14 protein-coding genes, 4 tRNA genes and 1 pseudogene are annotated in these 14,288 nt (G+C 60.7%); 6 read left to right on the top strand and 13 right to left on the bottom strand.

The features are described from left to right. Positions 1-192 precede the first annotated feature (192 nt). From C4J93_RS04025 to C4J93_RS04015, 3 genes are read left to right on the top strand one after another with little or no spacing between them, the layout of a single operon-like run. Complete coding sequence (locus C4J93_RS04025; protein ID WP_083360208.1) at positions 193-822, top strand: DUF1780 domain-containing protein; 630 nt, start codon at positions 193-195, stop codon at positions 820-822. Between the two features lie 53 nt (positions 823-875). Then, on the top strand, positions 876-1,049 hold the full coding sequence (locus C4J93_RS04020; protein WP_124361240.1) for a DUF3094 family protein: 174 nt from the start codon (positions 876-878) through the stop codon (positions 1,047-1,049). Between the two features lie 60 nt (positions 1,050-1,109). After that, positions 1,110-2,408, top strand: coding sequence for an NAD(P)/FAD-dependent oxidoreductase (locus tag C4J93_RS04015; protein ID WP_124361239.1), 1,299 nt, complete (start codon positions 1,110-1,112; stop codon positions 2,406-2,408). A 167-nt stretch (positions 2,409-2,575) separates the two neighbouring features. Here C4J93_RS04015 and C4J93_RS04010 read toward each other — a convergent pair. The 7 genes from C4J93_RS04010 to rluD all read right to left on the bottom strand — a co-directional run bounded on the left by C4J93_RS04010 (position 2,576) and on the right by rluD (position 7,673). Next, positions 2,576-2,652: transfer RNA gene (locus C4J93_RS04010), tRNA-Pro, on the bottom strand. Between the two features lie 94 nt (positions 2,653-2,746). Then, positions 2,747-2,822: transfer RNA gene (locus tag C4J93_RS04005), tRNA-Lys, on the bottom strand. A 5-nt stretch (positions 2,823-2,827) separates the two neighbouring features. Beyond that, positions 2,828-2,904 (bottom strand) — tRNA-Pro (locus C4J93_RS04000). A gap of 9 nt (positions 2,905-2,913) precedes the next feature. Continuing rightward, positions 2,914-2,989 (bottom strand) — tRNA-Asn (locus tag C4J93_RS03995). Positions 2,990-3,292: 303 nt separating this feature from the next. Beyond that, a complete protein-coding gene (clpB, locus tag C4J93_RS03990) occupies positions 3,293-5,857 on the bottom strand; it encodes an ATP-dependent chaperone ClpB (RefSeq protein WP_124361235.1) in 2,565 nt (854 codons plus the stop codon). Positions 5,858-5,988: 131 nt separating this feature from the next. Beyond that, on the bottom strand, positions 5,989-6,714 hold the full coding sequence (pgeF, locus tag C4J93_RS03985; RefSeq protein WP_124428653.1) for a peptidoglycan editing factor PgeF: 726 nt from the start codon (positions 6,712-6,714) through the stop codon (positions 5,989-5,991). Continuing rightward, a complete protein-coding gene (gene rluD, locus C4J93_RS03980) occupies positions 6,711-7,673 on the bottom strand; it encodes a 23S rRNA pseudouridine(1911/1915/1917) synthase RluD (protein WP_016976299.1) in 963 nt (320 codons plus the stop codon). The genes pgeF and rluD overlap by 4 nt, the downstream gene beginning before the upstream one ends. 149 nt (positions 7,674-7,822) lie before the next feature. Between rluD and C4J93_RS03975 the strand changes: the two genes are divergently transcribed. Both C4J93_RS03975 and C4J93_RS03970 read left to right on the top strand, forming a co-directional pair. Further along, positions 7,823-8,848 carry an outer membrane protein assembly factor BamD gene (locus C4J93_RS03975; RefSeq protein WP_124369542.1) on the top strand — a complete coding sequence of 342 codons (1,026 nt, stop codon included), beginning with the start codon at positions 7,823-7,825 and terminating at the stop codon, positions 8,846-8,848. 126 nt (positions 8,849-8,974) lie between these two features. Next, positions 8,975-9,208, top strand: a complete 234-nt coding sequence (locus C4J93_RS03970; RefSeq protein WP_124428652.1) for a PP0621 family protein — start codon at positions 8,975-8,977, stop codon at positions 9,206-9,208. On the opposite strand, the gene thiO is transcribed toward C4J93_RS03970, so the two are convergent. The 5 genes from thiO to pilV form a co-directional block, all read right to left on the bottom strand. Next, positions 9,195-10,304, bottom strand: coding sequence for a glycine oxidase ThiO (gene thiO, locus C4J93_RS03965; protein WP_124428651.1), 1,110 nt, complete (start codon positions 10,302-10,304; stop codon positions 9,195-9,197). The two genes, C4J93_RS03970 and thiO, sit on opposite strands and share 14 nt — an antisense overlap. Positions 10,305-10,366: 62 nt before the next feature. Continuing rightward, positions 10,367-10,768: a type IV pilin protein gene (locus tag C4J93_RS03960; protein WP_124365780.1), complete on the bottom strand. Its 402-nt coding sequence runs from the start codon at positions 10,766-10,768 to the stop codon at positions 10,367-10,369. Between the two features lie 11 nt (positions 10,769-10,779). After that, positions 10,780-11,304 carry a PilX N-terminal domain-containing pilus assembly protein gene (locus C4J93_RS03955; RefSeq protein WP_372238160.1) on the bottom strand — a complete coding sequence of 175 codons (525 nt, stop codon included), beginning with the start codon at positions 11,302-11,304 and terminating at the stop codon, positions 10,780-10,782. Between the two features lie 10 nt (positions 11,305-11,314). Continuing rightward, on the bottom strand, positions 11,315-12,022 hold the full coding sequence (locus C4J93_RS03950) for a prepilin-type N-terminal cleavage/methylation domain-containing protein (RefSeq protein WP_124428650.1): 708 nt from the start codon (positions 12,020-12,022) through the stop codon (positions 11,315-11,317). Continuing rightward, positions 12,019-12,486 (bottom strand): type IV pilus modification protein PilV, encoded by a 468-nt coding sequence (pilV, locus tag C4J93_RS03945; protein ID WP_124408586.1) that lies wholly within the window; start codon positions 12,484-12,486, stop codon positions 12,019-12,021. The genes C4J93_RS03950 and pilV overlap by 4 nt, the downstream gene beginning before the upstream one ends. 204 nt (positions 12,487-12,690) lie before the next feature. Here pilV and C4J93_RS03940 point away from each other — a divergent pair. Beyond that, positions 12,691-13,206, top strand: a pseudogene (locus tag C4J93_RS03940) (GspH/FimT family pseudopilin); the annotation flags it as partial. A 19-nt stretch (positions 13,207-13,225) separates the two neighbouring features. Here C4J93_RS03940 and ispH read toward each other — a convergent pair. Beyond that, on the bottom strand, positions 13,226-14,173 hold the full coding sequence (gene ispH / locus C4J93_RS03935; RefSeq protein WP_124365777.1) for a 4-hydroxy-3-methylbut-2-enyl diphosphate reductase: 948 nt from the start codon (positions 14,171-14,173) through the stop codon (positions 13,226-13,228). Positions 14,174-14,288 lie beyond the last annotated feature (115 nt).

Genomic DNA, 14,288 nt, shown 5'->3' with positions numbered 1-14,288 from the left:
CTGCCTAGCCGCCTCATGGCCCGTCATGGGCCTGGCCGCGTTGATCGTAAACATGAACGCCTCGTTTCCAGAGTCGCTGCCGGATGGTCAGATTACATCGCCAGGTTACAGGGTAGCCAGCTGTAAGGCTGAGCAACGCTGGGCCCGCAACGAGTCTTCCTGCGGTCATCATTTGAACGCTAAGCTACGCCTATGGATGACTCAGATTATTTGCGCCTGCTCACCGTAGCAGCCGAACAAGCCAACGCGTTCCTGTCCAATGCCCGCAAATGGGAGCGTGAGCGTTGGGTCTGCCAGCGCCTGCTGCAAGGCTTGAACGTGCCCTATCGCGCCGAGGAGTTCCACGCCGCCGGCCAGGAGCCGCCGGACGTGCTGTTTCGCGACGCCAGTTTCGAGGTGTTCTTTGTATTGGACGAAGGCCGCCGCCTGAACGACGAATGGCGCGACGAATTGCTGCGCCGACGCAGCGCCTTTTCCTTGAGCCAGCTGGTGCGCCGCGAAGCCAAGCCAAGGCGCATCCCTGCCCATGAGTTCCTGCTGCGCCTGGCCCCGACCCTGCGCAAAAAAGCGCACAACTACAAGGAACGCGGAATGGACCTGGGGGAACTGGACCTCATCGCCTTCACCAGCCTCAAGCGCGAAGTGCTGGACCTTAACAGCCACTTCCCACCGCCTACCGAATATCTGCGCCAGGGCTGGCGCTCGCTGTCGCTGGTGGGGCCAACCTTTGCGCGGGTACTGTTCGCACATCCGGACGCGCCGGATTTCTTGCGCAACAACCTGGGCCGCAGCATAGTGTTCGATGTGGGCATCAGCCTCTGATGCCCCGGCTGTAACGTGGCGCCCTTTTGCAACGTCTACCTGACGAGGCCTTTATGACCAGCCGCCTGAAACCCGATGACCAACAGCATGTCGAAGAGTACCTGCAACTCTCCCAGCACAGAGTCGAGCGCAAGCCTTTCAGGCCGTGGCTGCTCCTTGGTGTGGTGCTGGTGGTGGTGATCGGGCTCGGCTTGCTGAGCCGCCTTTTGAGTTACCTGACGCTATGAGCTGCCTGGCGCTCGCGGGGGTAACTGCTCCGATTTCTTTTAGCCTTGCGAGATATCCCCATGACCCATCGTATTATTGTCGTCGGCGGCGGTGCCGGCGGCCTGGAGCTAGCGACCCGCCTGGGTAAGACTCTGGGCAAACGCGGCAAAGCCAGCATCACGCTGGTGGACGCCAACCTGACGCATATCTGGAAACCGCTGCTGCACGAAGTCGCGGCCGGCTCGCTGAACTCTTCGGAAGATGAACTCAATTACGTCGCCCAGGCGAAATGGAACCACTTCGAGTTCCAGCTGGGGCGTATGAGCGGGCTTGACCGTGAACAGAAGAAAATCCAACTGGCCGCCACCCTCGACGAAGAAGGCCGGGAGCTGGTACCTGCGCGCGTACTGAGCTACGACAGCCTGGTGATTGCAGTGGGCAGCACCACTAACGATTTCGGCACCGAGGGCGCGGCGCAGCATTGCCTGTTCCTCGACACCCGCAAGCAGGCCGAGCGCTTCCATCAGCGGTTGCTCAACCATTACCTGCGTGCCCACGCCGGGCAAACTGACACCATTGAACAGATCAGCGTCGCCATCGTCGGCGCCGGCGCCACCGGCGTCGAACTGGCCGCCGAACTGCATAACGCAGCCCATGAGCTGGCAGCGTACGGCCTGGACCGTATCAAGCCGGAAAACATGCACATCACCCTGATCGAAGCAGGCCCTCGGGTATTGCCCGCGCTGCCGGAGCGGATTGGCGGGCCTGTGCATAAAACCCTGGAAAAACTTGGGGTGACCGTGCTGACCAACTCGGCCGTCAGCGAAGTGACCGCCGACGCGCTGATCACCAGCAGCGGCCAAGTGATCCCGGCCAGCCTCAAAGTGTGGGCCGCCGGGATTCGCGCACCGGGTTTTCTCAAGGACCTCGATGGCCTGGAGACCAACCGCATCAACCAACTGCAGGTGCTGCCGACGCTACAGACCACCCGCGACGAAAACATCTTTGCCTTTGGCGATTGCGCCGCCTGCCCACAGCCCGGCACCGACCGTAATGTGCCGCCGCGCGCGCAGGCCGCTCACCAGCAGGCCTCATTGCTCGCCAAATCGCTGAAGCTGCGGATTGAAGGCAAGGAGCTGCCGACCTACAAGTACACCGACTACGGCTCGCTGATCTCGCTGTCGCGATTCTCCGCCGTGGGCAACTTGATGGGCAACCTGACCGGCAGTGTGATGCTGGAGGGCTGGCTGGCGCGGATGTTCTACGTGTCGCTGTACCGTATGCACCAGATGGCGCTGTATGGCTTTTTCCGCACGGCGATGCTGATGCTGGGCAGCAAGATCGGTCGGGGGACTGAGCCGCGTCTGAAACTGCACTGAGACATGTGGGAGGGGGCTTGCTCCCGATAGCGGTGGGTCAGGTAAAAATACTTAACTGACCACCGCTATCGGGAGCAAGCCCCCTCCCACATTGGTGCTGTGTTGAACTTGAGATAATTTTCAGACAAAAAAAATCCCCGTATCTTTCGATACGAGGATTTTTAATATGGTCGGGGTAGGGGGATTCGAACTCCCGACATCCTGCTCCCAAAGCAGGCGCGCTACCGGACTGCGCTATACCCCGGTAATAAAAAGGCGACCTTTCAGTCGCCTTCTTCGATCAGTGCTTTTGGCCTCTGATCTTAAGATCTGATTCCAGCGTTAACTGGTCTCAAAAATGGTGGGTCGTGTGGGATTCGAACCTACGACCAATTGGTTAAAAGCCAACTGCTCTACCAACTGAGCTAACGACCCAAATATGGTCGGGGTAGGGGGATTCGAACTCCCGACATCCTGCTCCCAAAGCAGGCGCGCTACCGGACTGCGCTATACCCCGGTTTGAAATTGGCTCCGTGACCAGGACTCGAACCTGGGACCCAATGATTAACAGTCATTTGCTCTACCGACTGAGCTATCACGGAACTACATATTTCAAAGTGCAACTTTTACTACGGTAAAACCTTCTCTTCGACCCTGTCCGTATCGCTACGTTAGCGTCTCTGAGGCGCGCTATTCTACAATCTTAAAAACCCCTGTCAACCCTTTAAATTGCTTTTAAGACAATGATTTGCGCTTCTTTCTGATTTCTTCTTGGGGAGAAGAAACCCGTGGGCTGACGTTGCTGCGGGGCGCACTTTACAAGCCTTTGCCTTACAGTTCAACGCCCTATCGAAAAAAAAGGCCCCGCAATGCGGGGCCTCCTCTTACAGCACTGGCTGCCGGGCTTAATGGAAGACGATTTCGTCGTTCTCCACCGTCGCCTTGACGGGGGTGCCGGGCATAAAGCTGCCCGACAGGATCAGCTGCGCCAGCGGGTTTTCAATCCAGCGCTGGATCGCACGCTTCAACGGCCGTGCGCCATACACCGGGTCGTAACCCACCGCGATCAGCTTGTCCAACGCCTCACTGCTCAGCTCCAGCGCCAGTTCGCGCTCGGCCAGGCGTGCCCGCAGGCGTCCCAACTGGATCTCGGTGATACCGGCAATCTGATCCCGGGCCAAAGGCTCGAAGATCACCACTTCATCCACCCGGTTGATAAATTCCGGGCGGAAGTGCGAGGTCAGCGCATCCATCACCGCTGCCCGCTGGGCCTCGCGATCGCCCACCAACTCCTGGATCTGCGCCGAGCCCAGGTTAGAGGTCATCACAATCACCGTGTTGCGGAAATCCACTGTACGGCCGTGGCTGTCGGTCAGGCGGCCGTCCTCGAGCACTTGCAACAGGATGTTGAACACATCCGGGTGCGCCTTCTCGACCTCGTCCAGCAAGATCACCGAGTAAGGCTTACGCCGCACGGCCTCGGTCAGGTAACCGCCCTCCTCGTAGCCCACATAGCCTGGTGGGGCGCCGATCAGGCGCGCCACCGAGTGTTTCTCCATGAACTCGGACATGTCGATGCGCACCATCGCCTCTTCAGTATCGAAGAGGAATTCGGCCAAGGCCTTGCACAGCTCGGTCTTACCCACGCCGGTCGGGCCGAGGAACATGAACGAACCACTTGGGCGATTCGGGTCGGACAACCCGGCGCGGGTACGCCGCACCGCATTGGACACCGCCACCACGGCCTCTTCCTGGCCAATAACGCGCTGGTGCAACAGGCTTTCCATCTTCAGCAGCTTGTCGCGTTCGCCCTCAAGCATCTTCGACACAGGAATGCCGGTCCACTTGGAGACCACCTCGGCTATTTCTTCCTCGGTCACCTTGCTGCGCAGCAACTGGTTCTCACTGTGCCCGTGCTGGTCGACCATCTGCAGGCTGCGTTCCAAGTCCGGGATCACCCCATACTGCAGCTCGGCCATGCGGTTCAGGTCGCCCTTGCGGCGCGCGGCTTCCAGCTCCTGGCGCGACTGCTCGATCTTCTGCTGGATCTGCGCCGAACCCTGCACTTCGGCTTTTTCCGAGGTCCAGATTTCTTCGAGGTCCGAATACTCCCGCTCCAGGCGGACAATTTCTTCCTGGAGTTTTTCCAGACGTTTCTTCGCCGCCTCATCCTCTTCTTTCTTCAGCGCCTGGGATTCGACTTTCAGTTGAATCAGGCGGCGATCCAGGCGGTCGAGCACTTCCGGCTTGGAGTCGATTTCCATGCGAATCCGGCTGGCCGCTTCGTCGATCAAATCGATGGCCTTGTCGGGCAATTGACGATCGGTGATATAGCGATGGCTCAACTTGGCCGCCGCAATGATCGCGCCGTCAGTGATCGCGACTTTATGGTGGACTTCATAGCGCTCTTTCAGGCCACGCAGGATGGCGATGGTGTCCTCTTCACTGGGTTCTTCCACAAGCACTTTCTGGAAACGCCGCTCCAGAGCCGCGTCCTTTTCAATGTACTGACGGTATTCGTTGAGCGTGGTGGCACCGACGCAATGCAACTCGCCTCGCGCCAGGGCAGGCTTGAGCATATTGCCGGCATCCATGGAGCCCTCGCCTTTACCGGCGCCGACCATGGTGTGCAGTTCGTCGATAAATAGAATGATCTGCCCTTCCTGCTTGGACAATTCATTGAGCAGGGATTTGAGGCGCTCTTCGAACTCGCCACGGAACTTGGCGCCGGCGATCAGCGAGCCCATGTCCAGGGACAGCAGGCGCTTGCCTTTCAGGCCGTCCGGCACTTCGCCATTGATGATGCGCTGGGCCAGGCCTTCGGCGATGGCGGTTTTACCCACGCCAGGCTCACCGATCAGTACGGGGTTGTTCTTGGTACGGCGTTGCAGCACCTGGATGGTGCGCCGAATTTCGTCGTCACGGCCGATGACCGGGTCAAGCTTGCCCTCTTCGGCGCGCTTGGTCAGGTCAACGGTGTATTTATCCAGGGCTTGGCGCGACTCCTCGTGGTTGGGGTCATTCACCGCCTCGCCGCCGCGCAGATTGTTGATGGCGTTTTCCAGGGCTTTCTTGCTCACACCCTGGCCCAGCAACAATTTGCCGAGCTTGCTGTTGTCGTCCATGGCGGCGAGCAGCACGAGCTCGCTGGAGATGAACTGGTCACCTTTCTGTTGGGCCAAGCGGTCAGCCTGGTTCAGCAGGCGCGCCAAATCCTGCGACATATTCACGTCGCCGGTAGGATTCTGGATTTTCGGCAGTTGGTCGAGCTCTTTGCTCAGTTCCTTGCGCAGGCTGTTAATGTCAAAGCCCACCTGCATCAACAAGGGCTTGATAGAACCACCTTGTTGCTCCAGGAGCGCCTGCATCAAGTGCGCAGGTTCAATTGCCGGGTGGTCGAGACCGACCGCCAGGGATTGGGAGTCCGATAAGGCCAACTGCAATTTGCTGGTTAAACGATCAATACGCATAAGTCACCTTCCTTTTGAGCAGGCCGGAGCTGTAGAAACATCCTAAATGAAGAAACCTGCCAGATACCCCTATAGATGGGGTGGATTCTGGGGGATTCAAGCAGCGGATGGTTGATACAGATCAGGACAGTCTAGCGTTCGAGCCAGATAAGGGAGGCGAATCGGCCCGTGCGTGGGCTGCGGCGATAGGAAAAGAAGCGCGGGTCGGTCACGGTGCACAAACCGCCACCATACACAGCGGTAACGCCCCGTGCTGCCAGGCGCAGACGAGCAAGCTGATAGATATCGGCCATAAACTTGCCGGGATTACGGCTGGGCACGAAGGCTTGGGCAGTCGCGGGCAGTTGTTGCATGAAGGCTTCACGCACCTCGGGGCCGACCTCAAAGGCCTGCGGACCAATGGCCGGGCCGAGCCAGACCAGCACGTCGGCGGGGTCGCAACCCAGGCTGTCGAAGGTAGCCTCCAGCACCCCGGCCGCGAGCCCACGCCAACCGGCATGCGCCGCCGCCACACGGGTGCCCGCTCGATTGCAGAACAATGCAGGCAGGCAATCGGCCGTCATCGCGGTGCAGGCGATACCAGGGGTGCTGGTCCAACTGCCATCCGCTTCGGCGATACGGCCCGGATCGGCCTCGACCACAGTGGTGCCGTGGACTTGACGCAACCAGGCCGGCTGGATACCGAAGGCATCGGTAAGACGGCGACGATTTTCCAGGACGGCCTCAAGGCTGTCCTCGACATGATCGCCCAGGTTGAGGCTGTCGAACGGCGCCACACTGACGCCGCCCGCACAGGTAGTGACGCAGGCTTTGACCTGAGACGGCGCGGGCCAGTCAGGTATCAGCCAGTCACTCATCCGATAAACGCCTCGCGATCCTGCTTGAGCAGCGACAACAACCAGACCAGATCGTCTGGAAGCGGCGATTCCCAGCTCATGCGCTTACCGCTCGTCGGATGATCCAGTTCCAGGAAGCGTGCATGCAGCGCCTGGCGCGGGAACGTCTTGAGCGATTCAACCATGGTCTGGCTGGCCGCCGGCGGAATGCGGAAGCGACCACCGTAGGCCGGATCACCGACCAACGGGAAGTTGATGTGGGCCATGTGCACGCGGATCTGGTGGGTACGACCGGTTTCCAGCTTGACCCGCACGTGCGTGTGGGAACGGAAACGCTCCAGCACGCGATAGTGGCTGACGGCCTGCTTGCCGCCCTCCATCACCGCCATGCGCTGGCGCTGCTGGCCGTGACGACCGATTGGGGCGTTGATCTTGCCCCCGGCCACCACGACGCCGATCACGATGCACTCGTAGATCCGGCTGACGCTGCGACTCTGCAATTGAGTAACCAGTTGCGTCTGCGCCTGAATGGTCTTGGCCACCACCATCAGGCCGGTGGTGTCCTTGTCCAGACGGTGCACGATGCCGCAGCGCGGCACATTGATGATGTCCGGTACGTGGTGCAACAGGGCATTGAGCAAGGTGCCATCAGCGTGCCCGGCAGCCGGGTGAACCACCAGGCCTGCGGGTTTGTTGATGACCAGGATGTCGTCGTCTTCATAGACGATATCCAGCTCGATGTCCTGGGCGACCCATTCTCCCTGGGCTTCCTGCTCGGCAGTTAGCTCAAGAATCGCACCGCCATGCACTATGTCTCGCGGGCGGATAACCGCTCCATCCACAGTCAGGCGGCCGTCTTTGATCCAGGCGGAAAGGCGCGAGCGCGAGTGCTCAGCGAATAATTGTGCGGCGACTTGATCGAGGCGTTGGCCGCCCAATTCGGACGGCACCTCTGCGCGAAGTTCAATTTTATCGGACATGCTCAGACTAGGCGTGGCACAGCCTTTGGTTTCGGCTGCGCGCTTGTGGTTAAATACGGCGTCTTTTGCCCCGAGGCTTTCAACGGGGCGCTCATCATAACAGGACGGCCCCGCCCAAGACAGCGGCCGTCATAGGGACGCAAGCCGCCATGCAAGTGAAACACCTGCTGCTGATCGCCATCCTCGCCATGACTGCTGCTTGCTCGTCAACCAAGGAGGTCGTCGACGAAAACCTGAGCGAAGTCGAGCTGTACCAGCAAGCTCAGACAGACCTGGACAATAATAGCTACACCAGCGCCACAGCGAAGCTGAAGGCCCTGGAGTCGCGCTATCCGTTCGGACGCTATGCCGACCAGGCCCAGCTCGAGCTGATCTACGCCAACTATAAAAACGCCGAGCCGGAAGCTGCCAAGTCCGCTGCCGAGCGTTTTATCCGCCTGCACCCGCAGCATCCGAACGTTGACTACGCCTACTACATGAAGGGCCTGACCTCGTTCGACCAGGACGTCGGCTTGCTGGCGCGCTTCCTGCCGCTGGACATGACCAAGCGTGACCCGGGCGCTGCCCGCGACTCCTACAACGAGTTCGCCCAGCTGACCAGCCGCTACCCGAACAGCCGCTACGCGCCGGACGCCAAGCAGCGCATGATCTACCTGCGCAACCTGCTGGCTTCCTACGAGATCCACGTGGCCCACTACTACCTGACCCGTCAGGCGTACGTGGCCGCCGCCAACCGTGGCCGCTACGTGGTGGAGAACTTCCAGGAAACCCCTTCGGTGGGCGACGGCCTGGCCGTGATGACCGAGGCTTACCAGCGCCTGCACCTGGACGAACTGGCAGGCACCAGCCTGGAAACCCTCAAGCTCAACTACCCGGACCACCCAAGCCTGAAAGACGGCCAGTTCGTGCCTCAGGTTGACGAAGCCGACAACCGTTCGTGGCTGAGCAAGTACACCCTGGGCCTGATCGAGTCCCGTCCACCGCTGCCACCGGGTGAAACACGCGCCAACCAGGACGTGATCAAGCAGTACCAGGACGCCAAGGACGCGATTCCTTCGGATCTCAAGCCGCACGACGAGAACGGCGACGTGATCGAAGAGGAAGAGCCGCAAGCCCTGGGCAACAACCAGGACCGCTCGTGGTTCAGCTACATGACCTTCGGTGTGTTCGACTGACCGTTCGACGCAACGCAAAAGGGAGCTCTCAGGAGCTCCCTTTTTCATGGGCGAGTATTTATTGCGCTGTGCGCCCATGGCGACCTTGGCTAAACTGGCGCATTCCTCATTGAGAAACTGCCCATCGTGCTTCGTCTATTGTTCTGGATCGCCGTCATTGCCGCTGCGGTATGGCTCTGGCGCAAATTTAAAAGCCCAGCGGCCGGCCAATCCCGTACCGGCGAACCCAATGCCTCAATGATGGTGCGTTGCGCCCACTGCGGCGTGCATGTGCCGCAGGATCGTGCGCTGAGCTCGGGCCAGCAATGGTATTGCACCCAGGCACACCTGCAGCAAGGGCCGAAGTCTATCCAGCGTTGAGTCGACCGGCGGGCGCGTAAGGTGCCGGGTCGATGATCGGCGCATGCCCCAGCAACAAGTCGGCAAACAACTGGCAGGACGCCGGGGCAAGCACCAGGCCGTTGCGGTAGTGCCCGCAATTGAGCCACAGGCCTTTGAAGCCGGGCACCTCGCCGATATAAGGGATGCCTTCCGGCGAGCCGGGCCGCAACCCCGCCCAATGCCCCACCACCTCGGCGTCCGCCAGGGCGGGAAGCAGTTCCACCGCAGAAGCCTTGAGACTTTCCAGTGCGGTTTCGGTCGGCGTTTTATCGAACCCCTCATGCTCCAGGGTGCTGCCAATCAGAATGTGCCCATCCCGTCGCGGGATCGCATAGCGTCCTTTGGCCAGGACCATACTCGATAAAAAATCAGGCGCGCATTTGTAGAGGATCATCTGGCCCTTTACCGGCTCCACGGGCAGCGCCAAGCCCAGTTTTCCCAGCAACGCCCCGCTCCAGGCACCGGCCGCAAGCACCACCTGATCACCCGTGATGACGCCAGCAGACGTATTCACGCCCACCACAGTGCCGCCTTCCACAATAAATCCAGCGACCTCGCACTGCTCGTGAATCGTCACACCGGGCAGCGCCGACAACGCCACCTTGAGGGATTTGACCAGGCGCGGATTGCGCACATTGGCTACGTCGGCCATGTAGATCGCCCGCGAATAACCGCCGCCCAGCACCGGGACCGCGTCATGGGCGGCCGACACGTCCACTTTGCTCAAGGGCCGGCCTTCACGCGCAGCCCAGGCCAGAGCCTCGGCTTCGTCATCCAGGTCGAGCCAATACAGGCCCGTGGTGTGAACCTCAGGATCAAGCCCGGTCGCGGCGAACAGCCGTTGCGCCAGTTGCGGGTAGAAATCCTGGGACCAGTGGGCTAAAGCGGTCACCGCCGGACTATAGCGCCACGGATACAACGGCGAAACAATTCCGCCGCCGGCCCAGGATGATTCCTGCCCAAGCCCGGCGCGCTCCAGCAATATGACCGCCAGCCCCCTGTTCGCCAGGTTGTATGCCGTCAACAAGCCAATCACTCCGCCGCCGACAATCACTACTCGCTGTTGCTTAGCCATCATTTGATCCAGCCGATAAAAAGGTAAAAGCGCGCCCGGCGCCCATTCATCCAGCACTCTCATCACTGCCCCCAGCATGCCTTGAGCGGCATCTCTGGCGCCGCTCCCGGATTGCTCCGCATGCCGGTGCTGGTCAAGCTGAACCGGCCACAGGCGTCGTCCGCCATGACAGAGCCCGTGGCAGGCGTGGCCAGCAAGGCAAAGTCCTGAGGGTTCAAGACTGAGCTGATTCTATAGTGATCGTTGCCTGTACTGACGCCGCTTGCATCAATATAAGTGCCGTTGCGCGTGTAAAAACGCTCCAGGTACTGAGCTTGCTCGGCCAGCAGCGCGACGATCTGCACCCGGTGGACCTTTTTCACCTGGACGGTATATGCGGGGTAAGCGATTCCGCCCAGCAACGCAATGATCGCCACGGCGATCAATAATTCGATCAGGGTAAAGCCCTGGCTATCCATGCCCATTCGATTGCTCCTTATTGAAGTTGCCGCCATAAGACTCGCCGAAACCGTTCGCCGTCGCCCTCCTCCACCCGCGCATACACAGCCTCCAGCACGGTGCGCGATCGGCCACCAAGCCCGACGGCCGTCACGCGGAAGAGCGCGGCTGGGGCATACGGCGGCAAATGTGTCTGGCCCGAACCCACGCCCAGGGATTGAACGCCATACACCCCGTCCTTGAACGCCACCCACGTCACCGCCGAGACCGGATTGTGTCCGGCGCCCACCACCGATGAAGCTTCATCGGGCGGCGCGCAACTGATGATCGACTGGCAAACCGGCATCACCTGCCCGCCCCTGCGCACCGCCGACTCCCCCAGCCGCAGGCCACTTTCAGCCGTCTGGAACGATTGATTACGCTGCCACAGGCTATTAGCCGCCTTCTGCTGAGCGAGCGCGCCCTGCATCGACGACAACCCCACCAGTGACAACAACAGCAGAAATACCAGGCTGATCAGCAATACCATCCCCGCCTGCCGCACCTGGCTACACCGCATCATTGTCATCGCCCTAATCCAGCCGGTTGCGCAGTGCCGCCACGACGGCGTAGGCCTGGTCTTTCACCCGCCCGGTGGGGTCTTGCAGGGTCATGAGGATGCGCACGCTGCGTATCAACGATGCGTCGGCCGGGTGGCTGTCGTAACGCACCACGCCGGTCGATTCAGGCCTGGCCGCCACACCAAAACTGATCTCGAAGGCCCGTACGTTATCCATCAGTACGGCTTTGGCCGGAGCTGACGGGGTACTGATCTTCAACTGACCCGTCTCATAGGTGTAGGTGAGCTCGCGTATAGCGAAACGAATCTGCCCGGGCGCAATCCCAGACGGCGTCCCGGTATAGGCCTGGGCGGCCTCTTTGCAGTCGGATACCACCGTCCAGTCAGGCTTGCCTGTACTGTTGCTGGCATTGGCGGTCACCAGAGTCAGTGACTTTGCGCTTGCCGAAGCTTCCCAGCCAATCGGCCGATCAAAGGCCGCCGGGGCGTTGTCGATAAAAGCCGTGGCCAGACACCCCAGCATGCCCGTCTGGCGAATATCCTGAGTCATCTTGCTCAGGACGAACCGCGCATCGTCCTGCAGCACCATGGCGGCCTGCTGGCTGGCCTGGGTCAACCGCGAACCGATCAGCACCTGGCTCGCCCCGAGCACTACCACCAGCCCGACGGCCAGCGCCAGCAGCAACTCCACCAGCCCGAAACCTCGCGCAGGACGGATCATTGCAACCGCCCTTGCCCATTGGCGATCCGACTGGTCAGGGTGAAGGTTTGCCGCTCACCCAGTCTGCTCCTGACATCCTCCCAACTGATGCTGACAGTGACCTCATCGCCGCTGGCCGCTATCGCACCCTTGGCGTCCTTGCCGGCAAAACCAGTGATATTGGCCTCGAAGTCACGCAGGTCCAGGTCACGCACGCTGGTAGCCGAGGTGCTGCCGGTGCGAGCCTGGGAGTAATCGACAGCGGCGTTGGCGCGAATACGGTCGAGCATGTCGTAGGCAATAAAACTGGCTTGGCTGGTCATCCTTGCGCTGTCGGTGGTCTTGAGCGCGTTGAGCTGGATCGCCGCGGCCCCCAGCAGTCCGAGCGCCAGGACCAGCACCGCGACCAGCACCTCGATCAGCGTCATGCCGGATTGGTGCCGATAAAAAGCGCGTAGAGAAAATGTATTCCGGCAGAAAGGCATACCGTCGTCATCCATGTCGAAGGCCTTAGGAAAACAGGAAAAACCTGCTGTGTGCCCCAAGCCTAGCGTCGGTTTTCGGCCGCTGCCGCTACCGGAACAAAGGGAAATACATTGGACGTAAAGGCCATCATTCAGCACCAGGGACCAAGCGCTATACCTATGCCTGCCACTTGACGATCACTCGCATCCACGGAGGGAGCACACATGACACAACGAGGTTTCACCCTGATCGAATTACTGCTGGGATTGATCGTGACGGGTGTTCTGGCGCAACTGGCCATACCCAACTTCAAAGGTTTGCTGGAATCGCAGCAGCGACAAAGCGTGGCCCAGGCACTGGCCGACGGGCTGCGTTACGCGCGCACCGAGGCGATTGCACGCAATCGTGCGGTGGTGATCCATGCGCGGGATGAAGACTGGAGCCAAGGATGGCGGGTGATACTGGATATCAATGGGCGCGGCCACCTGGACGACGATAATCCGGTGCTACTGGAGCGACAGGACAGCGGGCAAGTACCGGTTGCCGGCAATGGCCCGGTCAGCAGCCAGGTGCGTTTCAGCGGTTTGGGGGAGCCGGTGTTTGCGGGCGGGGGATTTCGTGCCGGCACCGTGCATGTGTGCGACACACAACAGGCCCAGAGCCTGTATCAGGTCGTGCTCGCTCCCAGCGGGCGTATCAGCCTGCGCAGTGACAAGACCGAGCAGGCGCTATGCCGAGGTTAACCCAGCCGCCAGGGGTTCAGAGCAGCGAGCGAACCCGTAATTCTTTGGGCATTGAAAACGTAATGTTTTCTTCCCGGCCCGCCAATTCGTCGGCGCCGGTGGCACCCCAGGCGTGCAATTGCTGGATCACGCCGCGCACCAAAACTTCCGGGGCCGAGGCGCCTGCCGTAATGCCGATGCGCTCTACGCCGTCGAACCAGCTACGCTGCATGTCCTCGGCGCCGTCGATCAGGTACGCCGGCGTCGCCATGCGCTCAGCCAACTCGCGCAAACGGTTGGAGTTGGAGCTGTTGGGGCTGCCGACCACCAGCACCACATCACACTCATCGGCCAGCTGCTTGACTGCATCCTGGCGGTTTTGCGTGGCGTAGCAGATGTCGTCCTTGCGCGGGCCGCCGATGGCCGGGAATCGCGTGCGCAGGGCGTCGATAACGCGGCTGGTATCGTCCATGGACAAGGTGGTCTGGGTGACGAAGGCCAAGCGTTCAGGGTTTTGCACCTGCAAGCTGGCAACGTCTTTTTCGTCTTCTACCAGGTAGATCGCGCCGCCATTACTGGAGTCATACTGGCCCATGGTGCCTTCGACCTCCGGATGGCCGGCGTGGCCGATCAGGATGCATTCGCGGCCATCACGGCTGTAGCGCGCCACCTCAATGTGCACCTTGGTCACCAGCGGGCACGTGGCGTCGAACACTTTCAGGCCACGGCCAGCCGCTTCGGTGCGCACGGCCTGGGACACGCCATGGGCACTGAAGATAACGATGACATCATCGGGCACCTGGTCGAGCTCTTCGACGAAGATGGCTCCGCGAGCACGCAGGTCTTCGACCACGAACTTGTTGTGGACGACTTCATGCCGCACATAAATCGGCGGGCCGAAGACTTCCAGGGCGCGGTTGACGATTTCGATCGCCCGGTCCACGCCGGCGCAGAAGCCACGGGGGTTGGCGAGTTTGATTTGCATGCTGTGCCTCGTGTCTTGCAGCCACTTTGGGCCAGGTTTGTGCTGACCTAAAGGACAATGGGGATCAAAGGTGGGAGGGGGTAAGCCCTAATGCCAGTCAGTTAAGCGTACACCA

Source organism: Pseudomonas sp. R2-37-08W (genome assembly GCF_003851705.1).
Lineage (GTDB): Bacteria > Pseudomonadota > Gammaproteobacteria > Pseudomonadales > Pseudomonadaceae > Aquipseudomonas.
The sequence above is the reverse complement of the archived record's forward strand: the minus strand, read 5'-3'. Positions and strand labels throughout refer to the sequence as shown.